Origin of the sequence: Collinsella sp. An7 (assembly GCF_002159335.1) — a bacterium.
In the GTDB taxonomy this organism is placed as follows: Bacteria; Actinomycetota; Coriobacteriia; order Coriobacteriales; family Coriobacteriaceae; genus Coprousia.
This window is the reverse complement of record NZ_NFHP01000002.1, coordinates 13,000-38,425: the sequence shown is the minus strand read 5'-3', so window position 1 is coordinate 38,425 and position 25,426 is coordinate 13,000. Positions and strand designations below refer to the sequence as shown.

The 25,426-nt window shown below is 67.0% G+C and carries 21 protein-coding genes; 13 read left to right on the top strand and 8 right to left on the bottom strand.

The features are described 5' to 3' along the window. Positions 1–254 precede the first annotated feature (254 nt). Positions 255–1,238, bottom strand: a complete 984-nt coding sequence (locus B5G20_RS02320; protein WP_087354687.1) for a D-isomer specific 2-hydroxyacid dehydrogenase family protein — start codon at positions 1,236–1,238, stop codon at positions 255–257. Between the two features lie 398 nt (positions 1,239–1,636). Between B5G20_RS02320 and B5G20_RS02315 the strand changes: the two genes are divergently transcribed. Next, positions 1,637–2,800: an SLC13 family permease gene (locus tag B5G20_RS02315; protein ID WP_204207626.1), complete on the top strand. Its 1,164-nt coding sequence runs from the start codon at positions 1,637–1,639 to the stop codon at positions 2,798–2,800. Positions 2,801–2,900: 100 nt separating this feature from the next. Here the strand turns inward: B5G20_RS02315 and B5G20_RS02310 are convergent, their stop codons facing one another. Both B5G20_RS02310 and B5G20_RS02305 read right to left on the bottom strand, forming a co-directional pair. Continuing rightward, positions 2,901–4,400 (bottom strand): ABC transporter permease, encoded by a 1,500-nt coding sequence (locus tag B5G20_RS02310; RefSeq protein WP_087354683.1) that lies wholly within the window; start codon positions 4,398–4,400, stop codon positions 2,901–2,903. 2 nt (positions 4,401–4,402) lie between these two features. After that, positions 4,403–5,293: a type II toxin-antitoxin system RelB/DinJ family antitoxin gene (locus B5G20_RS02305; RefSeq protein ID WP_239286833.1), complete on the bottom strand. Its 891-nt coding sequence runs from the start codon at positions 5,291–5,293 to the stop codon at positions 4,403–4,405. A 121-nt stretch (positions 5,294–5,414) separates the two neighbouring features. On the opposite strand from B5G20_RS02305, the gene B5G20_RS02300 reads away from it, so the two are divergent. Next, positions 5,415–5,963 (top strand): DUF5714 domain-containing protein, encoded by a 549-nt coding sequence (locus tag B5G20_RS02300; protein WP_087354679.1) that lies wholly within the window; start codon positions 5,415–5,417, stop codon positions 5,961–5,963. A 152-nt stretch (positions 5,964–6,115) separates the two neighbouring features. On the opposite strand, the gene B5G20_RS02295 is transcribed toward B5G20_RS02300, so the two are convergent. Beyond that, a complete protein-coding gene (locus tag B5G20_RS02295; protein ID WP_087354677.1) occupies positions 6,116–10,336 on the bottom strand; it encodes a M60 family metallopeptidase in 4,221 nt (1,406 codons plus the stop codon). 505 nt (positions 10,337–10,841) lie between these two features. Here B5G20_RS02295 and B5G20_RS02290 point away from each other — a divergent pair. From B5G20_RS02290 to B5G20_RS02270, 5 genes are all read left to right on the top strand, one after another. Further along, the gene (locus tag B5G20_RS02290) at positions 10,842–12,395 is read left to right on the top strand and encodes a SpaH/EbpB family LPXTG-anchored major pilin (protein ID WP_087354675.1); all 1,554 of its coding nucleotides are present in this window, start codon (positions 10,842–10,844) and stop codon (positions 12,393–12,395) included. A gap of 3 nt (positions 12,396–12,398) precedes the next feature. Further along, complete coding sequence (locus tag B5G20_RS02285; RefSeq protein ID WP_087354673.1) at positions 12,399–13,379, top strand: class C sortase; 981 nt, start codon at positions 12,399–12,401, stop codon at positions 13,377–13,379. A gap of 112 nt (positions 13,380–13,491) precedes the next feature. After that, complete coding sequence (locus B5G20_RS02280) at positions 13,492–14,187, top strand: hypothetical protein (RefSeq protein WP_143750202.1); 696 nt, start codon at positions 13,492–13,494, stop codon at positions 14,185–14,187. A 200-nt stretch (positions 14,188–14,387) separates the two neighbouring features. After that, positions 14,388–14,945, top strand: a complete 558-nt coding sequence (locus B5G20_RS02275) for a TetR/AcrR family transcriptional regulator (RefSeq protein WP_087354669.1) — start codon at positions 14,388–14,390, stop codon at positions 14,943–14,945. An 80-nt stretch (positions 14,946–15,025) separates the two neighbouring features. Continuing rightward, entirely contained in the window at positions 15,026–15,451 is a 426-nt protein-coding gene (locus B5G20_RS02270) for a hypothetical protein (RefSeq protein ID WP_087354667.1), read from the top strand. Positions 15,452–15,504: 53 nt separating this feature from the next. On the opposite strand, the gene B5G20_RS02265 is transcribed toward B5G20_RS02270, so the two are convergent. Continuing rightward, positions 15,505–16,122 carry a hypothetical protein gene (locus tag B5G20_RS02265; protein WP_087354665.1) on the bottom strand — a complete coding sequence of 206 codons (618 nt, stop codon included), beginning with the start codon at positions 16,120–16,122 and terminating at the stop codon, positions 15,505–15,507. A 181-nt stretch (positions 16,123–16,303) separates the two neighbouring features. Between B5G20_RS02265 and B5G20_RS02260 the strand changes: the two genes are divergently transcribed. From B5G20_RS02260 to B5G20_RS02250, 3 genes are all read left to right on the top strand, one after another. After that, a complete protein-coding gene (locus B5G20_RS02260; RefSeq protein WP_087354663.1) occupies positions 16,304–17,020 on the top strand; it encodes an alpha/beta hydrolase-fold protein in 717 nt (238 codons plus the stop codon). Between the two features lie 121 nt (positions 17,021–17,141). Then, the gene (locus tag B5G20_RS02255; protein ID WP_087354661.1) at positions 17,142–17,657 is read left to right on the top strand and encodes a hypothetical protein; all 516 of its coding nucleotides are present in this window, start codon (positions 17,142–17,144) and stop codon (positions 17,655–17,657) included. After that, positions 17,658–17,840, top strand: a complete 183-nt coding sequence (locus tag B5G20_RS02250) for a hypothetical protein (protein ID WP_087354659.1) — start codon at positions 17,658–17,660, stop codon at positions 17,838–17,840. A gap of 240 nt (positions 17,841–18,080) precedes the next feature. Here the strand turns inward: B5G20_RS02250 and B5G20_RS02245 are convergent, their stop codons facing one another. Continuing rightward, entirely contained in the window at positions 18,081–19,100 is a 1,020-nt protein-coding gene (locus tag B5G20_RS02245) for an AraC family transcriptional regulator (RefSeq protein ID WP_087354657.1), read from the bottom strand. Positions 19,101–19,227: 127 nt separating this feature from the next. On the opposite strand from B5G20_RS02245, the gene B5G20_RS02240 reads away from it, so the two are divergent. The 3 genes from B5G20_RS02240 (at position 19,228) to hemH (ending at position 24,025) form a co-directional block, all read left to right on the top strand. Continuing rightward, a complete protein-coding gene (locus B5G20_RS02240) occupies positions 19,228–21,078 on the top strand; it encodes an ABC transporter ATP-binding protein (protein WP_204207625.1) in 1,851 nt (616 codons plus the stop codon). After that, entirely contained in the window at positions 21,079–22,854 is a 1,776-nt protein-coding gene (locus B5G20_RS02235; RefSeq protein WP_087354655.1) for an ABC transporter ATP-binding protein, read from the top strand. 148 nt (positions 22,855–23,002) lie between these two features. Then, a complete protein-coding gene (gene hemH, locus B5G20_RS02230; protein ID WP_087354653.1) occupies positions 23,003–24,025 on the top strand; it encodes a ferrochelatase in 1,023 nt (340 codons plus the stop codon). Between the two features lie 185 nt (positions 24,026–24,210). On the opposite strand, the gene B5G20_RS02225 is transcribed toward hemH, so the two are convergent. Next, complete coding sequence (locus tag B5G20_RS02225) at positions 24,211–25,203, bottom strand: IS3 family transposase (RefSeq protein WP_158094369.1); 993 nt, start codon at positions 25,201–25,203, stop codon at positions 24,211–24,213. Further along, positions 25,122–25,409: a transposase gene (locus tag B5G20_RS10280; RefSeq protein ID WP_158094368.1), complete on the bottom strand. Its 288-nt coding sequence runs from the start codon at positions 25,407–25,409 to the stop codon at positions 25,122–25,124. The genes B5G20_RS02225 and B5G20_RS10280 overlap by 82 nt, the downstream gene beginning before the upstream one ends. Positions 25,410–25,426 lie beyond the last annotated feature (17 nt).

Sequence of the window (25,426 nt, the reverse complement as noted above, 5' to 3'; positions counted from 1 at the left end):
CTGCCGCGTGTCGGCTGCCAGCGGGCGACAGGCGTCGGCAGCGGTCGGCGTGTCCGAATCCTGCTACTTTGCCTGACTGATTCCTTCTAGTAGAACGAATCAGTCACTTTAGCCCTCGTTTTTGTCGGATTCCTTCTACTAGAAAGAATCCGACAAGGGAGAGGGCCTATTAGTAGAAGGAATCCGACAGAGGAGAGGTGGCTCGCGAGCCGTTCGCTGCAGGGGCGGCCCTCTTCGGCCTCCGCGCCCCTCAGCTACCGCACCTCAAACGGCGAGTCCTCGCCGCGGCAGAACGCGTCGAGTGCGCCCACACTTGAGCGCACCATGTGCTCCACGTCCTCGGCCGTGTAGAACGCCATGTGCGGCGAGACGATGACGTTGGGGAGCGCCATGAGCACGGCGCGGTCGCGATGGGGGAGCACGTCGAGCCGGCGGTCGAGGTAGTAGAGGCCGGCCTCGTTCTCGATGGTGTCGAGCGCCGCCCCGCCCAAGCGGCCCGACTCGAGCGCAGCCACGAGCGCCTCGGTGTCTACAAGCGAGCCGCGCGCCGCGTTGACGAGGAGCGCCCCGGGCTTCATGAGTGCAAGCTCGCCGGTGCCGATCATGTGGTGGTTCTCGGGCAGGCCGGGCGCGTGGAGCGTCACCACGTCGGACTCGGCGAGGAGCGTCTCCAGATTAACGTAGGTTACCTGGTCGCGAAGTGCGTCTTTGGGGTACGGGTCGCACGCCAAGATGCGGCAGCCAAAGCCCGCAAGCTGACGGATTACGCACGCGCCGATGGCGCCCGTGCCCACCACGCCGACGGTGCATGACGCGAGCGTGCGGCCGAGCTTGCCCTCGAGCGAGAAGTCCTGTGCCTCGGCCTGCTTGAGGACGAGCTTGGCGCGGCGGAGTCCCATCAGCATGAGCATGATGGTGTAGTCGGCTACGCCCTCGGGCGGGTAGGCGGCGTGCGCCACGCGGATGCCGAGGCGGCGCGCGGCGGCGAGGTCGATGTGGTCGTAGCCGATCGAGCGCGTGGCGATGGCGCGGATGCCCATCTGGTGGTAGCGCTCGAGCAGCTCGGGTGTCATGGGGTTGGTGATGATGGAGAGCGCGTCGGCGCCGGCGGCAAGCTCGGCGTTGTCGAGCGTGGGGTAGTCCTCGGTCCACGCAAAGGTAAAGCCGAGCTCGCGGCTGAGGGCCTCGAGGTAGCCGAGCTCGTCAAAGGGGCGGAGGGCAAAGGCAAAGAGCTTCATGGGAATCTCCCTGGGTGCGGTGTGGTTCGGCGCGGCGTGGAGCGGCAAGCCGGCCGTCGCGCGCGGAACGGTGCTGAATGGGCGCCCCTATGATAGCGCGGGCGACACGGGGCGGTGCGGCGCTGCGCGGGGCGGCTTGGGCAGGCGACGGGCCCGGAGCGCCGGCGCGGGTGGAGAATGCGGCCCCTCTGTCGCTCCGACCGCGGGCCGCCCCGTCCGGGCCCCGGCGTGCGGCGGGCGTCGTACCGTGCGGGCGTCGGCCATCTTGGCGCCACCCGCTGTCGCAGCCCGCGCGCCGCGCCCCGAGCGGCTATACTGGTGCGCTTGAGTGCGCGGCGCGGAACGTGCCGGCGGCGCGCGCAGGGCGCAGGGGAAGACAACGGCGGCGGGGGAGAGCCATGGCTATGTTGGCGAGATATCGCATGCAGGTGGGGGATCTGGTCCGGCAGGACCCGGTGCTCGCGGTGGCGCTGGTGCTGGCGGTGCTCTCGTGCCTCGTTGTTCCGCCCGACGCGGGGTACCTCTCCTACGTAGACCTGCGCACCCTCGGCATGCTCTTTAGCCTCATGACGGTCATGGCAGGGCTCTCGCGTCTCGGGGTGTTCTCGGCGGCGTGTCGGGGCCTGCTCGCCGTGGCGCGCGGTCCGCGCCGTCTGGCGCTTGCGCTCACGCTCCTCGCCTTCTTCTCGAGCATGCTCATCACCAACGACGTGGCGCTCGTCACCTTCGTGCCGCTCGCGCTCCTGGCCCTCGGCGCCCTCGGTTCGGAGCGTCTCACCTGTTTTACCGTGGTCATGATGACCATCGCCGCCAACCTGGGGAGCATGTTCACCCCGGTGGGTAACCCGCAGAACCTCTACCTCTACTCTGCCTCGCACCTGCCGCTTGCAGATTTCCTCCTGCTCATGCTGCCCTATACGGTGGGCGCGCTCGTGCTGCTCGTGGTCGCGGTGGGGGTGTTTGGCCGCGTGGCCGACGCCCGCCTTGGCGACGGGGACGCGCCGGAGCGCACGGACGGCACCCCGAGCGCGGCCGCGCGCGTGCCGCTGGCGCGCGTCCTGCCCTGGCTCGTGGTGTTTGCCTGTGCGCTCCTCTCCGTCGCCCGCCTGCTGCCCTTTGAGGTCACGGTGGTGGCTGCGATCGCGGTTGGGTTCGTGGCGGACCGCGGAGCGCTTGCGCACGTAGACTATGCGCTGCTCGTCACCTTTGTGGCATTCTTTGTCTTTGTGGGCAACATGGGGCGCATCGAGGTGGTGGACGGCGTGATCGCGGGGCTTGTAAACGGGCACGAGCTCGCCGTGGCCGTGGGCGCGAGCCAGGTGCTCTCCAACGTGCCCGCCGCGATTCTGCTCTCTGGCTTTACGAGCAACTGGCAGGCGCTCATTGTGGGCACTAACCTGGGCGGCCTGGGCACGCTCATCGCCTCGATGGCGAGCCTGATTTCGTACAAGCAGGTCGCGCTCGTGCTTCCGCGCGCCAAGGGCCGCTACCTCGCGCTCTTTACCGTGTGGAACGTGGTCTTCCTCACGGTGCTGCTGGTGCTTCACGCGCTGCTGCCGTAGATGACTCATTCTGGGACGGGGTTACAATGAGTCATGTCTGCCGCCGGGACGCGGCTTGAGCGTGCGGGTGAACCCCCCTACGTGACTCACATCTGCGTGCCTACGCCAGGTCGACTGCGAGCGTCGCCCCGTCTCGCAGAATCTGGCGCTCGCCCAGCCAGTAGGCGAGTCGCACGAGCAGCCAGCAGGTTAGGACGAACACCGCTACGTGCGCGATGGGCATGTTGGTAAGGAAGGACCCCCAGGTGACGGGGCTTGCCTCCACGGCAAGCACGGCAACCACGATGTTCAGCGCCATTGCCCATGCGAGCGGTTTTGCCACGATGAGCACGGACTCTCGGGTAAAGGTCCGTTGCAGCTGTGTGCGCGTGATGCCCGCGGCGAGCAGCTGTGCCACCTCGCGGCGTCGCTCGGGGATCCGACCGAGTACGCTCGCGAATACGTCTGAGATGCCGATGCAGGCGAGTACGGCGGCAAAGACGTCTACGAAGAGTCTCAGTCCCGCCCGAGCACTTGCATCGCGCTCGGCCTCTTCGGAAAGGCTGAGCACCTCGACGCCCCTGTCGTCCGCAAGCTGCGCCTCAAGCGTCCGTGCTACGCGGCCTTCCGCCGCCGGCGAATCCACGAGGATGTTGTAGAAGAGGTCGCCGCTGTCTGCCTTGTACGCATCGCCCAGTGTGACCGAAGTGACCCCGTCCAAAGACTGCAGCTCTCCGAGCAGCGCCTCGTCCGCGCCGTCGGCTGCCCCGTCGTCAACGATCACGCGCACGTCCCAGACGCTGTCATAGCGCTCGAAGTAGGTGACTTGCGTCGAGAGGTGCGAGAGGGTCTCGACGTTCATGAGCGTTACGAAGGCGAGTACGGCGAGTGCAATCGACGCGTTGGCGGTGCGCATGGTGTGCCTGCGGGTGCGGAGGGACTGGAATGCGATCGACGACTCGATCCCCATCCGTTTGGAGAGGACGCGAAAGAGCGGGCCCGGGCGCCGCCCCGCTGCGGGTTCGTCGTCGCCCTCGGAGATGGCCCTCAGCACGCTGATCTTTCCGAGTCTGCGGGCGGGGAGGAGCGCTGAGAGCAGGATCGTCGCGGCGGCGACGAACAGTCCCACCAGCACAGTGACGGGGGAGAGGTCAATCACAGGCTCGTAAACGCGGCTCTCGGCCGTTAGGGCGAGGATGATCGCGACGAGAACGAGCGAGAGGCCCATGCCCGTGAGCACTCCAAGGCACGCTGCAGGCAGCGAGAGCGTACACCCCTCTGCAAGCAACAGGTGCCTGATCTGTGCGTCGTTGGCGCCGACCGACTTCAAGATGCCCAGCTGCCGGATGCGTGCGCTCATCGAGACGCCAAAGGCGCTTTTGAGCATGAGCAGGAGCGAGACCGCGGCTATCGCCGTCACCACGCCAAAGGCGATGGTCGAGCCGGTGATGTTTGGAGTTTGGCCGAGGTAGTCCATGCGCGCAAGATAGTCGGTCACGACCATCTGAGAGACACCGATTACGAGCCCGAGCAGCGCGGAAGCGATGAAGGAGATCGCAGCGAGCGAGATGGCTGAGGTCCGGTTGTGCCGGATGTAGCTCGCAAGGTAGGCGCGCAGCATGGCTACTCCTCTTCGTTGATAACTCGGCCGTCAGAAATCCGCACGATGCGGTCTGCCGCGTGCGCTACGTCCTCGTCGTGCGTGACCAGAACGATGGTGGTGCCAAAGTGTTCGCGTGCCCTCCCCAGGAGCTCAACGACCTTCTCGCCGTTCGCGCGGTCGAGGCTCCCCGTGGGCTCGTCGGCCAAAACGACGGCTGGGCGTGAGACGAGGGCCCGCGCGATGGCCACGCGCTGCTGCTGACCGCCAGAGAGTTCCGAGGGCATGCTCTTCTCACAGTCCGCGATGTCGAGCAGCTCCAAGAGCTCCGAGACCGTTGCGGAATCTGGTCGGGAACCGTCAAAGCGCACGGGGAGCTCGATGTTGTCACGTGCGGAGAGGAACGGCACGAGGTTGTGGAACTGGTAGACGAGTCCAACCGTGTGCCGGCGGTAGAGCGCGAGGGCGTCTGAGCCGAGCGTCGAGAGGTCCATGCCGTCCACAACTACGCGTCCCGAGGTGGCGGCATCGACACCGCCGAGAATGTGCAGCAGCGTTGACTTGCCGGAGCCCGAGGCGCCCATGATGGCGACGAACTCGCCCCGGCGCACGGTGAGCGAGGCACCGTCGAGCGCCCGGCGCTCCGCCGCTCCCTCACCAAAGATGCGCACGACGTCCTCGACAATGACGGCGGGGTCAGCGTGGTTTGCGGCGATGGTCACCGGCTGCCCTGCGGCGGGCGCGGCGGTGCCATCGAGTGAGACGTCGAACGGGATGCGCCGTTCGCGATCCACCTTCTTGGCAAAAAGCGTAAACGCCGTGGTCATGCTCATGCCGAGGTCGCGGCAGATGCCCTCCATGGAGCGCTTGGTCTCTTGGTCGAGCCGAAAGTTGACGAGCGTGGTCGCAGTCATGGTCACCTCCATAAAGACAGTGTCTTTATAATAGCTTACCGGATGACTCATTCTGGGACGGGGCTACAATGAGTCAAAATGAGTCATCCGGGGCGGCTGAGATGCAGAGAGGGGTGGCAAGGTGGCGGAATATGCGTGGGCGAGGGAGCTCTGCCGGCAGAGCGAGTCGGCGTGCCCGGCGGAGGTGCTCGAGGAGCTGATGGCGGCGCCGGAGTGCCAGGCCTTTGGGCCCGTGCACCATTTCTTAACGGGTGCGGCGCTACTGGTTGCCGGGTCCAACGCGGGGTTTGCTGGAGACCTCGAGGCTGAGCTCGATGAGCTTGCCGAGCGTGCCGCGTGCGTGCCCGGCGGCGCATGCGCGCGTTGGGGCGTGTGCGGGGCCGCAGCCTCGTGCGGCATGGCGCTTGCGATCGCACAGGACAACGCTCCGCTCAAAGCCGAGGGCTGGAGCGAGACACAGCTTATGGTGGCTGACCTGCTCGAGAAGATCGCCCGCTCCGGCGCGCCGCGCTGCTGCAAGCGCGATGCGCGTATTGCCGTGCGCGCGGCGATGCCGTGGTTTGAGCGCGCGCTCGGTGTGAGGCTGGCGCTCCCCACCGAGGAGCCCGTCTGTGCCGTCTCTGCCCAGAACACGGCTTGTATGGGAGAGGCCTGCCCGTACCACGGGTGAGCGCGCCGGCGTTTGGCGAGCGCCTGCGCGCGCGAAAGCGCTTGATTAACTGTTGAGAGATACCAGCAAGGCCCACCGTTCAGCCTGGGAACGGTGGGCCTTGACCTGTTGGCTCTGCCTGTGTTGCTGAGAAGGCCAGCTGCTGGGTGTGGTTACGACTTGCGAAGCCGTTGGGCGATGGCGGTGCCGATAAAGGCCGCGGCGGAGCCCAAAACTGCTATGCCGCCGGCGAGGAGCGACGTATCGCCCGTTGCCGTGAGCGTGCGCGCTGCGACGTCGGTCGCCTGTCCGTCACCCGTCGTCTGATCGACGGCGTTCCCATCCGGCTGGGCACCGGCATCGGGCGCGGTCGATTCATCGCCGGCCGTGTCTCCGCCGGTACCGTTGCCGTTGTCCTGGCCGGGAAGATCGTCGCCCGCCCCCGGCTTGTCCGCGCCGGACTGGTCTCCGTCGGCATCCCCTTCGGCGTCCTCCTCCGAGTCCCCGGTGTTTCCGCCACCGGGCTGCTCGGGCTCGTTCTCGTTTCCGGGCTGCTCGGGCTCGTCCCCGTCGCCGGGCGTGCCGGGAGCGTCCGGACCGTCGCCCGAGTCGCCGTTCTCGGAACCGCTGCCGCCATCGCCCGTCCCGGTGTCCCCGCCGGGTGCGCCGATGCCGCCGTTCTCGCCGTCGCCCGGCTGCTCATCGCTGCCTGGTAGACTGCCGTCCTCGTTCTCCGGCGTGTCGTCGGCAACGGGGCCGTCTACGTTGGCGGCACGGCTGGGGTTCAGGCGCACGTCGTAGGCAACCACGGTGTACTCGGCGGGGTCAAACGCGCCGTCAGCCGCATCGTCCGCACTGTCATCGGTCAGCGTAGACGCCGCGCCCGCTCCAGCCTCGCCGCCATCCGCGCCGGCATCCGCTGCCACGTCAAACGACCCGTCGCGCGAGAACCCGATCAGCGTGCTGTTGCGGTACAGCTCGTAAGCGGTTGTGGCATGCTTGAGCGCCTCCGTCTTCATGGTGGCCGTCACCAGCACGCGGCCATTCTCACCCTGCTCCACGGCGACCTCTGGCGCCACCTCGCGGGCTACACCCTCAAGCTCAGCGTATGTCTGCGCGCCGTTGATAATCGCAGCGTCGGTGTCGAGCGAGAAGTACTGCACCTTGTGCGGCATCGAGGGGTATTTCGCGCAATACGCCAGCACCTCGTCTGTGAGGTCGCGTTCGCCCAGCTCGTAGAGGTACTCGGCAAAGTTGTAGCCCGTGCCCATGGTAAACGCCACGGCAATGCGGTTGTACTTAACCGCCTTATCCGATGAGGCGCCCGAGGCCAGCCGCCTGATGGTCTCCACCGCATCGGGGTCGCTGCGCAGGATGCGCACCGAGGCCCCATAGGCGCCGTAGCGCTTCACATCGTCTGCGGTCTGCCGCGTGTAGGGACTGTTCTCAAAGTCGTAGTCGCTATAGTCCCAGCCGTCAAAGAAGTGCAGGCCGTTCCACCAGGCAACAAGGTGGGTCCAGATGTAGGTTCCCCAATTGTCGTTGTTCGTCCAATCGGGCACGTAGCCGGGCTCTGCCGCCACGCGCGCCAGCTCCTCGTCGCGCCGCTTGGTGGCCTCCACGGCGTTGCCGTGGTAGTGCTCCTTGGGGATAAACTCCTTGTTCGTAGCTTCCCGCTGCTCAATGCCTCCTTGGCGCGAGCCAGCCAGGGAGTAGAGGTTGTTCGTCTCCTCGCCGACGGCGATGAAGCTGTTGTCGAGCATGTGGCCGTATTCGTGCGACATGCCCCAGCTGTAGACGTTCTCGCCCGAGAGGAACGACTCGACGTACCCCTCCGGCATGTGGTGGTAGCGCATGTAGGCGTAGAGCGTCGAGGGGTAGGTGACGGTCTTGGTAAACGCGGTGTATACGCGCGCCAGCGAGATGGCGTTGTGCCCGGTCTCGGCGGCGTCGTAGCCGTCAAACGTCCAGAAGAGCTCAAAGCGCTTCTGGATGGCCTCGTTTGAGCGGGTGATATAGGCCCGGGCGGCTTCTGCGGAGTCGATGCCCGCGTATGCCTTGGCGAGCACCGTCGCCCTGAGGGCAAACTGCGCGTGCCCGCCGTCGCCCATCTGCAGCAGCGTCATGTCGGCCGCCTCGCCGCGCTCTACGCGCTCGGCGTACGCCTTGATGTTCTGGACAAAGTCCCAGAAGCGCTCCGGGTGCTCGGGGTCGTGCTCATAGAAGGGGTGCTCGCCCAGGCTCGTGCCCAGCGCGGGGTTGGTGCTTGCCTGCGCTGTCGCCGCTTGGCCGGCCCCCTCGGCTGAGTCGGCCGCGCCTGCGCTGCCAGCCGTCCCCGCTCCGTCGACCGTGCCGACTGCCACGTCGGGCGCGTCCGCCGCCTCGATGCGCACGCGCGCCGGGTTGTCGGTCGAGTCGTTGCGCAGGTAGAGCATCGTGCCGTACGTGTTGTTGCTGAGGTCCACGGCCACGCGGTTGGGACCGTTTGCCAGCCCGCTCTGCTGGCCCAGGTTGAGCGTTAGGTAGCTATTGCTTTCGGTCAGACCCACCTGGCGCCAGGCAACGGAGAGCTTGGAGGGGTCCTGCGCCTCAACGTAGACCACGAGCTCGTGCCTCTGCCCCGGCTTGAGATAGAGCCCCGTGGCGTCGAGGTTGTCAAACTGGTACCCCTGCTGGGTGCGCTGCGCCTCGGCGCCGGGGTTGCCCAGCTCGGAGAGTTCGATCACCGAGTCGGCGAGCTTCTCGCGGTGCGCCTCCAGATAGGGGGCGTACCGCTCGAGGTCATCGATCTGCCGCAGGCGCGCGCGGCGCTCGGGCGTGCCGACGCCGCCAAAGTGCGCCTCAACCTTGGCGCGGAGCCGCTCGAGGGCGTTGGGCCCGGTGAGCTCGCTCTGCAGCTCAAGCCCCAGGCCGCTGGTAAAGGGGTTGTCGAGCAGGGCGAAAGTCTGCGCCATCTCCTCCGATGCCAGGGAGATGCTGCTTGGGGTGGCGGGGTCGATACCCACCGACGCCACCTGCTCCGGCGCGCCGCCGCGCGTCACGGAGAGGCGGGTGAGCATATCCTGTGCAATCTGGGGGGAGCCCGTCGTGGCGACCACCGTGCCGTGGTCCCACGTGCCCGCGAGCACGACCTCGAGGGGGTCGTCGACGCTGTGGGCGGTTGGCGCGCCGGTAACGTTCAGGCGCGCGCCCTGGGCGAGCTCGATGCGGTCGACACCCTCCATGTTCGCATCGGCGCCGAGCGAGAGCGAGCCGCCGCCGTCGATGCGCATGCCAAAGGTGTTGCGGGGCTTGTTGTCTCCGATGGTGCCGCCCTCAAAGACAAAGGAGCCGCCCGAGAGCACCTGCACCACGGCGCCTTCCGACACGTTTGAGCTGTTGTTGGCAATGATGCCGCCCGTCATGCGCACGGTGCCCTTGGTCCACACCATAGACTGGGAGTAGGTCGCACGGCTGTCGGCGATAATGCCGCCGCGCATCTCAAAGGCGCTGCCGCGCTCAACCGCAACCGCGGCGTTGCGCATGGCAAAGCTGCGGCGGATCTCGCCCCCGTCGAGCACGAAGGTGCCGGAATTGACGTACACGGCGCCCCACGGTGCCCACGAGCAATGGGCCTCATCGATCCGGGAGCCGTTGCGCATGGTAAAGGTGGACGATTCGCGCAGCGTAACGACGGCTTCGTTGGAGTCCTTGTTCTCGCCGCTCAGGGTGAGGGTGCCGTTGCCGGTGCCCTCCAAGGTGAGCGAGGCGCCATCGTTGAGGAGAATCATCCCAAGGGGCTTGCCGCCCGAGAGGGGGAAGGAGCTGCCGCGGGTGATGGCCACCTCGGCCGCGGCGCGCAGGGTGAGGTCGAGGTTGCCCGAGATGACGAGCTGCCGGTCGAGCACCTGATCGCGCGCGAGCTCGATGACGTCGCCGTCCTGTGCCGCCGCGACGGCGCCGGCGAGGTCGTCGAAGGTCTGCCGCGCGTCGCCGCGAACGATGGCCACGGGGGCGTTTTCGGTGGCGGTGGCCGAGGCGGCTGCGACGGCGGCGTGCTTGGATGCGACCGCGCCCTCGGCGTTTCCGCTCGTGGCGTCCGTCGCGGCGTCCTCGGCGGCACCTGCATCGGTAGCGGTCTCGGCTTTGTTCCCTTCGTTTGCGCTCGCGCTGTCTGCTGGGGCGTCTTCGACGGTGCCAGTGCTGGTATTGGTTTCGGTCTCGTTTTCGGCGCCCTCCACCGCGGTGTCCGCTGCAGTGTTCTGAAGCGCCTCTACGCTCTCGCCGCCAGCTTGGGCTGTGGCGAGGGCCGCGGTATCTGCGGGTTGCCCATCAGTGGCGCTGGCATGAGTGGGCGTCAGACTCGCAGCGAGTACAGTCCCTAGGATTACCGGGGCGAGCTTGCTGTGGGGCATGTTGTTCCTTTCGCGCCTCGCGCCTCCGTGGGGAGGCGTGGCCGCGCTGCGGATTTTGAGCGCGGAGGCATAGCTATGTCTAGGTGCGAATTAGTTATACCCTGCTAACATTTTGCCGGGAGGCGCCGCGCGACCGACCCCACGGGTCTTCCAAGAATTGGACGCCCACGGGTCTGCGGGCCTGCTAACGGAGTGTGGCAGGTGGTAAAACATGCGTCCCCCTACCGATTTGTAGGGGGCGTAGGGCATTATTTGTTTCTTTTACGATTTAAACCTAGCAGAAAATGGGGATAGTCATAGATACGTGCCGGTTGCTGGCGCGGTGGACAGATTTGGACCGCCGGGACAGAAATCGGCTTGGGCACGTGGCTTGCCGCAAGAGCTAGTCACGGGTGCGTGCATGGCAATCGACGCGCTCGGGCAGAGCGCACCGTGGTGGCACATCGGTAACGCAACGCGAGAAGGGAGAGCGGGGACCACCTAAGCACAAGCAAAAGGAGCAGACATGCTGCAAACGATAGGCAAGAAACTCACGGTGGCCATGGCCACCTTCGCATTGGCACTCGGGGCGCTGCTCTTCGCAACGCCGGCGTTCGCCGCCGGAGCGGACGGCTCCATCGCGGTCGCGGGAAACGGCCCCTTCGCGAGCATCAACGTCTACCAGATGTTCGCGCAGAACGACGCAACAGCTACGAACAGCTACGTGCTGAACGACGATTGGAAGAGCTTCTTCACCACCGACGCTGGCGGCGGCATCGGGCTCGCCGCCGATGATGCGGATCTCTCCAACGCGGCATATACCTACATTAGGGGTCTTGGCAACGACGACGCGGAGGAGATGGCGACCTTTGCGAAGCAGGCGGCAGCGTGGGCTACGGCCCATTCGCTGACGGCGACCACTACGGCCAACGCGGACACGACTTCAAAGACGGCAACGGCAGCAAATCTCGCATACGGTTACTACCTGGTCGTTCCGAGTCCTGCGGGTTCGACGGATCAGACCGACCCGTCTCGCGGGACCGATGCTCTGCTCGTGAACGTGAACAACGCCACCCCGGTTGCGATTAACCTCAAGACCGTCTACCCGACCATTCAAAAAGTAGTTAATGGATCCGATAACCATGCGAGCGCGAGCGTCGGCGACTCCCTGCCGTTCACCCTGACCTCCATGGTCCCCGACGTGAGCGGGTATACGAACGGGTATCAGTTCGCGATTCAGGATACGCTCAGCCAGGGCCTCACCCTTGACAAGGGGAGTGTGAAGGTCGCGATCGGCGGCACCGACGTGACCAGTTCGTGCATCATCCAGTACGGGGAGGACACGGGCAACACCTTCGTCATCAACTTCGGTACTGAACCACTGGCAGCGGGGAAGTACGACGCCACGGACCTCTTCACGGGCAAGGCGGGCCAGACCATCACGGTGACGTACACGGCGACGCTCAACACGAGCGCGTCTCTCGCAAGCACGGGCAAGGACAACACCAACTCCGCGAAGGTGTTTTACTCCAACGGCCCGACCGTGGACGACCTCTATGCGTCCGACGAGATCTTCACGTATCAGTACACGTTCAACTTCGACCTGAAGAAGACCGACGGCACGAACCCACTCGCCGGGGCGACGTTCCAGCTGAAGGACGCGCAGGGCAACGTCATCAACCTTGTCGCCACGGGCAGCAGCAATACCTACCGTCCGGCCATGGCCGATGAGGCCTCGAATGCGGTGACCGAGGTTACCACCCCCACCGATGGCACCATCCACTTCATCGACCTTGCCGAGGGCTCCTACATGCTTACCGAGACCAAGGCGCCCGAGGGCTATAACAAGGCAACCGACACGACCGTGACCATCGCGGCTACGTACGCCACCGATGGCGAGCTTCAGAGCTGGTCGGTCAACAACAACGGTGAGAACGCCGTCGAGATCGTCAACAACGCCGGCATCCTGCTGCCCGGAACCGGCGGTGTGGGAACGGTCGCATTCACCGTGGTCGGCGTGGTCGCCATCGTGGGCGGCACGGCGTGGATGGTGTCGCGTCGAGCGCGGAGGAACAGCTAGCGCATGGCGAGGGGGTGGCTGAGCAGATTCGCCCCGCTGCTGGTGGTGCTCGCGGGCATCGCGCTCCTGCTGTACCCGACCGTCTCGAACCTCATCATCGAGCAAAACGCGTCGCACGTGGTCCAGCGCTACGGCGAGGCGGTCGAGGTGATGTCCGACGAGGAGCGCCGGGAGATCCTCGACGCGGCGCGCGCCTATAACGCGGCGCTCGCCCAGAGGGAGGGCGTGACCTCCGGGGAGGCGGATGGAGCGCAAACCGCCTCCCCGGAGGAGCGGGAGCAGGTGCTCGCCGGTTACGACGAGGTGCTCAACCTCGACGGCAACGGCCTCATGGGCTATATCTCCATCCCGCGCATCGACGTGACGCTGCCCATCTACCACGGCGTCGAGGAGCGGGTGTTGCAGCAGGCGGTCGGGCACGTGGAGGGGACGTCGCTGCCCGTCGGTGGCTCATCGGCCCATGCGGTGCTCTCCGGGCACCGGGGGCTGCCCTCGGCGAAGCTCTTTACCGATCTTGACGAGATGCAGGTGGGCGACGTCTTCTACATCCGCGTGCTCGAGGAGGTGCACGCATACCAGGTGGACGGCATCGAGACCGTGCTCCCCGACGAGACGGAGTCGCTCGCCATCGTGCCGGGGGAGGACCGCGTGACGCTCGTCACCTGCACGCCCTACGGCATCAACTCGCACCGGCTGCTTGTGCACGCCCACGCCATTCCGTATACGGCGGAGATGGAAAGCGAGGTGGGGCGGACCGGAAACTTTATCAACATTCCGCTGCCGTACCTCATGCTCATCATCGGGCTCGTGGCGATTGCGGTGGCGCTTGTAACGTTGCGCGTTTGGTCCGGTCGGCGAGGTGCGTCGGAGGGCGGGGCTGCAACGGACGATGGGGCTGCTGCGGCCGGTCATTCTGGCGACGGGCCATCGGGGGTTGCGAAGAGGGGACGGTTTCAGAGAAAGGACGGTTCGCGTGACGGCTGATTCTTATGGCATGTTGCCCCGTGGCCGGCGGGCCGCCCTCTGTCGTCGGCATGCGCCGAGGCATATCGAGCTGGTGCGCAGGGTGGGCGCGTGCGTCCTGATGGTTGTGGCGATGGCGCTGGCTTCCCTGGTTGTGCGGCCCGTTGCCGTGGGCGCGGAGACACTGGGGTCGATTACCGTCACTGCCAGCTATAGACAGGGGGAGGAGGCGGCCCCGGTCTTCGGCGACACGTGGCGTCTGGCGCAGGTCGCCTCGGCGGAGCTCTCTGCCGACGGCGCTCCTGTGTACTCCACAACCAGCGCCTTCGATTCGTTCGATTGCGATTGGGCGTCACTCGGCGCCTCTGGGGAGCGCAGGGCGGCGCGCGAGCTCGGTACCTACGCTCAGGGGCACGGTCTTTTGACCGACGGCTCGGCTGTGACGGACGCGGCCGGGCGCGCGGTGTTCCGCAATCTGGCGCCCGGTCTGTATCTTCTGGTGCGTGACGGCGTGGCGAGTGGCAACCAGACCCTGACCTGTGACCCCGTACTGGTGGGCGTGCCCCTTTTGGAGGATGGCTCCTGGGTGTTCGATGTCTCGGTTGCCCCCAAGTTTGAGAGCTCAGGCGATGCGGCTGGTGAGATGCCTGAGGGGCCCACGACCGAGCCGCAGGAGCCGGAGAGCGCGCTCGACCAGCTGCTACACGCGTTCGGCCTCCCGGCCCTCGGCGACGCCCAGCTCGCAATCGTGCTGGTCATCGCTGCTGCAGCGCTCCTCAGCGCAATCATCGCCTGGCTCCTGACTCATTCTGGGACGGGGTCAAAATGAGTCATGTCCACGGCACTGAGCCCGAGCGCCCACTCCGTGCCTGACATCCAGCGCTCGACACCTGGCGACCGATTATCCCCAACTCCACCATCCCCAACCCTGTCATCAATAGATGCATTTTCTATGGTCGGCTGCTCCCTTCGCTAACATGAACACTGTTCATGTTGAAGTTCACACGGGTCCGAGGGGAGGCATATCGCATGAACAGCGCTGCGACCTCGAAGGATGAGATCCTGGCAAAGAGCCGCGAGCTCGTGCGGCAAAGCGGCTGGTCCGCGGTCAGCATCCGCTCCGTGGCGGCGGCATGCGGGGTGTCGGTCGGGTGCATCTACAACTACGTGGACTCCAAGGCGGATCTGGTGGGCGCCACGGTCGAGAGCGTCTGGCGCGAGATATTCCATCGCCAGGATGAACCCGCCGCCTTCCGCAGCACGGAGGCGTGCGTAACGTGGGTGTACGAGCGCCTGGCATACGGGCACGAGCGGTATCCCGGGTTCTTTACCCTGCATTCCCTGGGCTTCATGGGCGAGGAGAAAGAGGGCGGCAGGCGGCGGATGGATGGCGCGTGGCGGCACATCCTCGCCATGCTGCGGGCCGTGCTGGAGCGCGATGCGCGCGTGAGGCCCGGTGCGTTTACCGAAGCCTTTACCGCCGAGCGCTTCGCCGACGCCCTCTTCTCGCTCATGCTGGCCGCCATGCTGCGTGGCGACTTCGACCCTGCGGCCGCGCTCGAGATCGTCCGCAGGACCCTGTATTAGCCGCTGCGCCGCCTGCCCGTCTGCCGCTTGGCCAGCGAGGCCGGCCGGAGGCGGGCGAGGCGACGGAAAGGAGACGCATCATGAAGGTCAAGCCTGCCACGCTGCTGCTCATCGCGTGCGCGGTATGGAGCATCGCGGGGGTCAACATCCTGCGGATCGGCCTGGCGGCCTACCCGGCGTACCTCGGCGTGCTCAACATCGTGCTCTCGCTTGTGGTGTTCTGCATCTTTCAGCTCTTCGTCTTTAGAAAGCTGGTGCGCAAGCACAGCGCGCGCATCGGCGGGTACCGGGACGAGCGACAGTTCTTCCTCAAATTCTTTGACGTCAAGTCGTTCATCATCATGGCGGTGATGATGACGGGCGGCATCTGGCTCAGGGCGAGCGGCATCGCGCCCGAGCGGTTCATCGCGGTGTTCTACACCGGGCTGGGCGCTGCGCTTCTGCTGGCAGGGTTGCTCTTCGGCCGCAACTTCGGCCGTGCGCACCGCGCAGCGCAGACAGCGTAGGACCGGTGCATTTGGGGACGGGGTCGTTTTGCACCATGGCGATATGGCCATGTCTAAACAGTCGGCTCATCGGGGCGCGCCTGAGGGGTACGCGTTTTGGCGCGTCGCGCCGCGAGGGCGAGGATGATCGTGGCGATGCCCGCAATCGCCGCCGCGATGAGCCCGAGGCTGGGGGAGAGCGTAGGGTCGAGCCCGGCGATACCGCGTCCCACCGCCCAGGGATTGCCGCGCGCGGTGGAACGGACGATGAGGAAGAGTTGCCAGCTTATAACCGAGCAGAGCAGCATGATGGAACCTGCATCCGCCATTACGAGCGCGCCGGCGAGTACGGCGCGCCACGTGCGATGTTCGCGCAAGAGGTTCAGGCATGCCAAGATGATGGCGCCAGCGCAGACGGCGATGTGGATGGCGCTGAGCGCAAGGGCGAGATACGCGAGCATACCCTGTGAGGAGCTCTGCAGAAATGAGATGATTTGCGAGAGGCGCCCTGACGCTCCCGGAAAGTCCCCGAAGGAATCGGAGACCTGCAGCAGGGTGTCTGCCAGCCTGCCCGCGGCGTGCGACATGGTGGCAAGCGGTAGCTCGATGCCGAATATGCCGACGGAACCAGATAGCGCCAGTGCGCCGGCAACGATGCCACAGACATCCGACCAAGTCCTTGTGCTGCTCATGGGTTAAGCCTCCAAGGTCTTATTCCTTGCCGAGTATAGTACGGTGCCATTGGGCTCTGTGAGCTGCTGGTTTATGGCGATACGATTCAGTCGAATCGTCAACATCGGCGAGTGGCGCAGTGCCTGGGCAAAGCGGTTTGCTATCGTATGCTGGCAAGGCTGGGGATGAGGGGTGGTGCGCATGGGATATGTTGATGCAACCGGGTGCGAGGTCTTTGCGGGGAAAGGTCGGCCCGGAGCACTCGGACCCGAGGCGTGCGCACTCGTGGCGTCCGGACCCGAGGCGCCCGTTATCTACGTGATCGACTCGCCGGAGCACCCCTTCGATGTGGCGATGGCCGCATCGGGCATTCGTGCCACGGTGGTGCGCGTGCCCGTGCGCAGCTGGAACGACAGCTTGACGCCTTGGCCTGCGGCGGGTCTACGCCCGGGCGCGCCTGACTTTGGCGGGCACGCGGCCGAGACGCTGACCGAGCTGGTGAAGGCGACCGTTCCCGCGGTAGAAGCCGCGCACGGCCTTGCCCCGGCACGGCGCGCGATCTGCGGCTACTCGCTTGGCGGGCTCTTTGCGCTCTATGCGTTCACGCGCGAGCGCTCGTCCTTCTCGGCCTGCGCGTGTCTCTCGGGCTCGGTTTGGTATGAAGACTGGGTCGATTACCTCCGGCGCGCTTGTCCGGACGGCATGGGCCGCTACGCGTTTCTCTCCATCGGGAAGAAGGAGCGCCGCGCCGGAGCGCCCATCATGCGGACCGTTCAAGACAAGCTGGAGACGTGCGTGGCCATCCTGCGCGAGCGCGGATGCGAGGTGGACCTCGTCATCGGCCCGGGCAACCACATGCAGCATCACACCGAGCGCCTCGCTGCCGGCTTGGCGGCGCTCGACGTGCACCTCACCTGATGGCTCATTTGGGGACGGGGTTGTTTTGAGTCATGGCCGGCCGGCATCCGCTGGGAAAGCCGGCGTCATTTCGCTTACCGCAGACCATCAGGTTTTTATAACCACGACCGCACAGGCGTCCGTGGCCGAGCCCATCACGTATGGCTATGCGGGCGGCTGGGCGAACATCATCAGTTGCGCGGCGTTTCTTGTCTTCTCGATTCTGGCCGTGTGCGTGACGCTCGCGCCGGTGTTCTCGCTCGAGTACCAGTCGGGCGCCGACGCGGTGGTGCTCGCGACGAAGCGTGGCCGCTCCCAGCTCGTTGCGGCAAAGATTATCGCTGCGCTTCTGTACGCCACGTTCTACTTCGTGCTGTGCGCATCAGTGGTCATGGGGTTCTCGGTCGCCTTCCGCGGGGCGGATGGGTTCGATCTTTCGGTGCCGGCGCTGGGGCTCTCCTCGCCGTATCCGCTCACGGCGGGTCAGGCTGCGCTCATTTCGGTGGGTCTCATGTACGTTGCGTGCCTAGGCTTTGCGTGCCTCACACTCGCACTGTCCTCGCGCACCCGGTCGACGCTCGCCGTCTTCCTGGTCGACGTGGTGCTCGCGCTCTTTACCGGCTTTATCCCGGCGGGCGGCATCGGCATCCTCGAGTGAGTGCTCGCGCTGTTCCCACTCAACTTCGCGAACTTCAACATGCTGTTCTCGGCGCTCGAGTCCTATGCGCTGGGGCCTGAGGTGATTGACCTGATCGGCATAGTCACGGTGATCTACCTCGTGCTCGCGCTCGTCGCGACGCCGGTCGCAGCCGTCTCGCTCCGCCACCACCAGGTGGCTTGAGAACACGGAGCGGATTTGCCTCGCCCTCCCGCTCCACGAACTTGGCCGTTGCGTTGGTGATGTCGAACAGCAGGTAAGCCTCCCGGGCGTAGCCCAGGTACGCGATGGCGGTGTCATGCTCCAACTTTTGCCCGTCTTCTATACTCGACAAAAGTACCGACATTCCGTCTTATACCGTCGACAAACTTGTTGCCCATGGGCTGGTTGGGAACGGGTTCGTCTCATTCCTCTTTGGCTTGCTCAGGGCGTCCTCGGCTGCGGCGAGGCGCACTTTCTTTGGGTGCGCCAGGCGTGCGGGGAGAGGCCCGTTGCCCTGGTGAAGGCGTGGTCGAACGCCGAGAGGCCGGGGTAGCCAAGCCGGGCGGCGACGTCGGCCACCGTGAGGTCGCGGTTGCCCAGCAGCTCGCACGCGCGCTCGATGCGCGTCCGGCGCACGTACAGCCCGGGGCTCTGCGCGGTCTCGCGCTGGAATGCGGCGCAGAGCCGGGAGCGGCTTACGTAGAGCGCTTTTGCGAGCCCATCCACCGTGGGCGGCGCCGCTCCCTCGTCGAGCGCTTGCGCGACGAGGTCCTTTGCCTGGCGTACCAGCTCGACGGCACCCTCCTCGTCTCGCGTCGAGGTGTCCCTGCCCGCCGCAAGCGACGCCATGAGACCGTCTACGGCGGCGCGCAGGGCGAGCGCCCCGCCCGACCCGGTTGGCGGACGGGAGGAGATCCGGCTGAGCGCGTGCCCGATCTCCCATCCCGCGCGTGCTCCCAGATGCGTGTCGAACAGGCCGGGCATGTCGCGAAACTCACCGGGGTAGCTCCGCTCAAGCCCGGCAAAGAACTCGGGCAGCAGGATGATGGAGCTCGAGCGGTAGCGTTGCCCCGTGTGCAAGGGGCTGGTGAGCGTGCGCGGTTCGCGTTCGACGAACGTCGCCAACTTGGTGTGCTCGACCCCGTGCCTCTCGCCGGCGGGCCTCAGCGCCAACCCGCAGCTTTGCGAGCAGACAAGCGCCGCGTCTTTCAGCATGCACGCGCAGGCGTACGGCCCGCGCGACTCTTCCCGAAGACGCATGTCGGCGCGCGGGACCACGTCGTGATAGAGCACGAGGCACCCCGGGGAGGGCGACGAGAACCACATCGTTCCCTTGGCGACGGAACCCGTTGCGGCGCCCGCCCAGAACCACCCGCGGCGCTCAAGCCTGATGCCGAGCTGCTCGGCCTGGGGAAGGCAAAGCGCGAGGAGGTCGGCGGATATGCCGGCGTTGCCTGCCATGTTGAAGAACCGTCCCTCCTTTTTGCCGTTGCGTCCCATACAAGTTAGTTTAAGCAAACATTTCTAGCTCCGCATGATACCGTGCCTCGGAACGTCAATCAAGAATGCGATACGTTAGGAGGACATCATGTCTGACGCGCAACAGACGGGAGGGGTTTCCGCTGGCGGAGAACCGCGGCAGTCCGGCGCCGTCGGCCGCCTGCTCGCCTTCGCCGGACCCCGGCGCGCGCTCACGTACCTGGGCTGCGCGCTCTCGGCGGTGTCGATGCTCGTGAGCTTCGGTCCCTATATCTGCATCTGGTTCGCGGCGCGCGACCTCATCGCCGTGGCGCCTAACTGGCCAGCGGCCACCGGCATAGCCGCGTACGGCTGGTGGGCGCTCGGGTTTGCGGTGGCGAGCATCGCGCTCTATTTCACGGGCCTCATGTGCACGCATCTGGCGGCGTTCCGCTGCGCCTCCAACATGCGCAAGCGCGCCACGGCACACCTCATGCACGCGAGCCTGGGCTACTTCGACACGCACGCCTCGGGCGCCCTGCGCCGCGTGGTGGACGGCTGCGCGGCCGAGACCGAGGGGCTTCTCGCCCACAAGCTGCCCGACACGGCGGGCTCCATCGCCATGATCGTAGGCATGCTCGTGCTGTTCTTCGTGTTCGACTGGCGCCTGGGCGCGGCGTGCCTCGTGCCGGTGGCGGTGAGCCTCGCCTGCATGTTCCACATGATGAGTGGGCGCGGCATGGGCTTCATGACGCGCTACATGGAGTCGCTCGTCAAGATGAACAAGACCGGCACCGAGTACGTGCGCGGCATTCCGGTGCTCAAGGTGTTTCAGCAGACGGTGCGGTCGTTCCGCGCCTTCCACGACGCCATCGAGGAGTTCACGGTGCTCGCGCAGGACTATGCCGTGAAGTGGTGCCAGACGCCGCAGGCGCTCTCGCTCACGTTCATCAGCGCGGCGGCGGTATTTCTCGTGCCGGTGGTCGCTCTCATCGCGCCGGGCGAGGCGGACGTTGCGCGTCTCGCGACGAACTTCGCCTTCTATGCCATCTTCTCCGCCGTCATCCCCACGGCCATGACGCGCGTGATGTTCATGTCCGAGGCGTTCCAGTCGGCGGCGGACGCTGTCTCCCGCGTGGAGGAGGCCATCGCCGCTCCCGTGGTCGAGGCGCCCGCCGCGCCCAAGGCTCCGCGCGACAACTCCGTGACGCTCGAGGACGTGAGCTTTACCTACGAGGGGGCAGACGAGCCGGCGCTCGACCACGTGAGCTTCTCGGTGCCGGCCGGCGCCACCGTGGCGCTCGTGGGGCCCTCGGGCGGCGGCAAGACCACGGCGGCCTCGCTTGTGCCCCGCTTCTGGGATGCGGACTCCGGGCGCGTGGCCGTGGGCGGCGTGGACGTGCGCCAGATGGACCCCCACGACCTCATGGACCGCGTGGCTTTCGTGTTCCAGGCCAACCGGCTGTTCTCGCAATCCATCTTGGAGAACGTGCGCGCGGCGCGTCCGGCGGCCACGCGCGAGGAGGTATTGGCGGCCCTTTCCGCCGCCCAGTGCGACGACATTCTCGCCAAGCTGCCGGAGGGCGTGGACACCGTGTACGGCGCGGAGGGCGTCCACCTCTCCGGCGGCGAGGTGCAGCGGCTCATGATCGCGCGCGCCATCTTGAAGGACGCCCCCATCGTGGTGCTCGACGAGGCCACCGCCTTTGCCGACCCCGAGAACGAGGCCAAGATCCAGGCCGCCTTCAAGCGGCTCGCGCGCGGGCGCGACGGCGCGCCCCGCACCGTGCTCATGGTGGCGCACCGGCTCTCCACCGTGCGCGCGGCCGACAAGATCGTGGTGCTCGACCGCGGGCGCGCGGTGGAGCAGGGCACGCACGACGAGCTCGTGCGCGCGGGCGGCCTCTACGCGCGCATGTGGGCCGACTACGAGCGGGCGGTCAGCTGGAGGATCTCGAGCGCCGAAAGGGGCGTGGCATAGATGTCGGTAAAAGAGAAGTACGCCCTCACGGACGAGGGCGCGCGGAACGTGCTGTTGGGCGCGGTGTGGACCACCGTCACCAACCTCGTGGTCTTCGCGGGGGTGGGGTTCGTGTTCGCGGTCATGAGCGCGCTGGTGGCGCGGCTCACGGGCGGCGCGGTTGCGCTGAGGCCGTGGGGCGCGCTCGGCTTCGATCCGCTTGCCGTGCCCGTTGCGGGGTGGGTGGCGGTGCTGGCCGCGTACCTCGTCGTGCTCTTCGTGTGCGAACGGTTTCAGTACTACTACCAGTACGGCGTCATCTACAAGGAGAGCGGCCGGCAGCGCATCGCCCTCGCCGAGCGCCTGCGGAGGCTGCCGCTGTCGTTTTTCGGCCGGCGCGACCTCGCCGACCTCACCGAGACGCTCATGACCGACGTCAAGACCACCGAGCACGCCTACAGCCACGTGCTGCCCGAGCTCTACGGCGCCTACGCCACCATGGCCATCGCCTTCGTGGGCCTCGCCGCCTTTGACTGGCGGCTCGCCGTGGCCTCGATGTGGTCGGGCCCGGTGGCGCTGCTTCTGCTGTTCGGCGTGCGCTCAAAGCTCCAGCCGCTCATGCGCGCGACGCGCCTGGCGGGGCTCAAGACCTCCGAGCTTGTCCAGGAGGCGCTGGAGTGCGTGCGCGAGGTGCGCGCCACCAACCAGGAGGAGCGCTACCTTGAGCGCGTGTACGAGAGCGTGGACGCGGCCGAGCGCTCCGCTGTGCGCAGCGAGCTGGCATGCGGCGTGTGCGTCAACGGCGCCCAGGTGGTGCTGCGCCTGGGGTTCGCCACCACGCTGCTGGCCGGCGCCTCCCTCGTGCTCGAGGGCGCCTGCGACTTCCTCACGCTCTTCTGCTTCCTTTTGGTGGTGAGCCGCATCTACGCGCCCTTCGATCAGGCGCTCATGCTCATCGCCGAGCTGTTCTCGGCCCGCACGGCCTCCGCCCGCATGCGGAGCTTCTTCGACGAGCCGCTGGCGGCGGGTGGCGAGGCGTACGCGCCCGCCGGCCACGACGTGGCGTTTGAGCACGTAGGCTTCTCGTACGAGAAGGACGGCGAGAAGGTGCTCGAGGACGTGAGCTTCACCGCGCACGCGGGCGAGGTCACGGCGCTCGTGGGGCCGAGCGGGAGCGGCAAGTCCACCTGCGCGCGGCTTGCCTGCCGGCTCTGGGACGCGAGCTCCGGGCGCGTGACCGTGGGCGGCGTGGACGTCTCCACCGTGGACCCCGAGGTGCTTCTCGGCGACTTCTCCGTGGTCTTCCAGGACGTGACGCTCTTTGACGACACCGTGATGGAGAACATCCGCCTGGGGCGGCGTGGCGCCACCGACGAGGAGGTGCTGGCAGCGGCGCGCGCGGCCAACTGCGACGAGTTCGTGGGCCGCATGCCGCAAGGCTACGCCACGATGATCGGCGAGAACGGCGCCCGCCTCTCCGGTGGCGAGCGCCAGCGCATCTCGATCGCCCGCGCGCTGCTCAAAGACGCACCCATCGTGCTGCTGGACGAGGCCACGGCGAGCTTGGACGTCGAGAACGAGACGCAGGTGCAGGAGGCGCTCTCGCGGCTGCTCGCGGGCAAGACCGTCATCGTGATCGCGCACCGCATGCGGACCGTGCAGGCGGCCGACCAGATCGTGGTGCTGGAGGGCGGCAGCGTGGCGGAACAGGGCACGCCGGCCGAGCTCATGGCGGCAGGCGGCCTGTTTGCCCGCATGGTGCGCCTGCAGACCGAGAGCGAGGATTGGACCCTGTAGCGTGGCCCTGCAGCGGGATGGGCTGGGCAGGGGCTTGCCCTGCTTGGGTGCGAGCTCATGGTACCGGACGGGGGCGCTGCGGCGCCCCCGCCTCCATGCGTGGTACCATGTCCTCGTTTTGCGCATTGCTGCTGACAAGGGGGCTCTCATGGATGCCGGCTGCGACCTGCCTGCTGATTCCGCGCGCGTGGGCGTGCTGCTCGTCAATACGGGGTCGCCCGACGCCCCCACCGAGGCGGCAGTCCGCGCGTATCTCTCCGAGTTCCTCATGGACGACATGATTCGCCCCCTGCCCAAGCCGCTGTGGCGCCTCGTGCTCAACCACGCGATCCTGCCGCGCCGCGCGCCGGTCAGCGCGTCTCGGTACCGCTCCATCTGGGAGGACGGCTCGCCGCTGGTGAACGGGTGCCGGCGCCTCGCCGCCGCCGTGGAGCGCGAGGCCGCCGCGCGGTTCGGCGCGGGGCGCGTGGCAGTGCGCGCCGGCATGATGTACGGCCTGCCCTCGCTTGCGGCGTCGTTGTCCGAGCTTCGCGCGCAGGGGTGCGAGCGCGTCCTCGTCGTGCCCCTCTATCCGCAAACCGCGCGCTCCACAACGGGGGCCGCCCTCCAGGCGCTGCGGGCGGCGCAGGACGAGGTGGGCTGGCATCCGCCGCTGGTAACCGTGGAGGGCTATGGCGACGACGGCGGCTGGCAGCGGGCGATAGCGGACACGGTGCGCGCCGCGGGGTTTGACGCGCGCCGCGACTGCCTGCTCCTATCCTTCCATGCGGTGCCGCTCGCAGACGTGCGCAGGGGCGACACCTATCCCGAGCAGGTCGATCGCTCCGTTGCCGGGATTGTCCGCGAGCTTGGCGCTCCTGAGGGCGCGTGGGCGTGCGCCTTCCAGTCGCGCTTTGAGGACGGCCGCAAGTGGACCGGCCCCTTTGCAACGGCGGCGGTCGAGAAGGTCGCGCGGGACGGCACGCGAAACCTCGTGGTGTGCTGCCCGGGCTTCTCGATCGATTGCCTTGAGACGCGTTACGACGTTGAGCAGGTCTTGCGCGCTGCGTTTTTCCGCAACCGCCCGGGGGCTCCTGACGACGCTTTTGCCTACGTGCCCTGCCTCGGTGCGTCGGCAGCGCACGCGCGCGCTCTGCTTAACGTGATGGCCCCGGCGCTCGGATTGAGGTGATGCGATCGGGTTCGCCTTGCCCCGTCAGCGCGTCGCCGCGCGGGGACGTCCGCGCCGGCCGAGCGCGCCGCCGCCGAATGGCTCTCGACGACGTGCCTGAGACCGGACCTGCTCAGCCTCCCGTGCTTGCCGGGGACGAGATGGTCGTCGCCGGAGATGAATTTGCCCCGATTCCGTTTACATCCTTACGCCGCCGTTTTGGCGGCGCCCTCCATATGCCTCGCCTCGAACTCCTCGGGGCTGAGGTGCCCCAGCGCCGAGTGGGTCCGCACCCGGTTGTAGAAGCACTCGATGTACTCGAAGATTTCGAGGGCTGCCTGCTCGCGCGTCTCGAACGTGCGGTCGTGTGCGCACTCGGACTTGATGGGCCCCATCAGCGACTCCATCGCGGCGTTGTCCCACGGGGACGAGGCCGACCCCATCGAGGGCCTGATGCCGGCTTCGCGCATCGTCTTGCCCGGCAGCAGCGACACGTACTGGGAGCCGTGGTCGCTGTGGTGGACGCACCCCCTCTTCGGGCTCCGTCTCGCTATCGCCATCTTGAGCGCGTCGTCGGCAAGGTCGGCCGTCATGTGCGGGGGCATCGACCAACCGACTATCATCCTCGACCATATGTCCATGACCACGGCGAGGCAGGGCCATCCCCGGTGCGTGCGCACGTAGGTGATGTCCGCGAACCATGCGCGGTTCGGCCCGTCCGCCGAGAAGTCTCGCTTGACCGGGTCGGGAGCCGCGTTCGCCTGCGGCGCGGCCGGTTTGGCCGCGCCCTTCGGCCTCCTGGCGCAGCCGCGCGTCGCTCCGACCATGCCGTTGTCGCGCATGAGGCGCGCGACGCGCTTGCGCGAGGTCCGCTCGCCGGCCCTCTTGAGCTCGGCGAAGACCTTCGGCGCCCCGTAGCTTCCCCGGCTCGCCCCGTATATCTCGGAGATCTTCCCGGCGAGCTCGGCGTCCCTCCCGTCGCGCGCGCTCGGCCGCCTCTTCCTCCACGCGCAGTAGCCCTGGCGGGCGACATGGGGCGCGCGGCACGTCTCGGACACGCTCCAGGCTCCTTCGTTGAGCAATATGAAAGCGAGCTTCGCCCTCTCCGCCCGGGCCCCTACAGCTGCCTGCCGGCGAAGAGGGCGCTCGCTTTCAAAAGCACCTCGTTCTCGCGCCCCAGCCGTTCGACCTCCCTGCACAGGCGCCGGTTCTCCTCGGCCACCTTGAAGGGGTTGTCCTCGGGCGGCGCCTGGGCGGTGTCGGCCCTCCTGACCCAGTCCGATATGCTGCCGGCGTCGACCCCGAGCTCCCGCGCGGTCTCGGCGTAGGTGCCGCCCCGCTCCCCGTACGGCCTCACCGCCTGCCGCTTGAACTCGGCCGAATACTCGGGCGGCGGATGTCCCACCCCATGCCCCCCTTCCC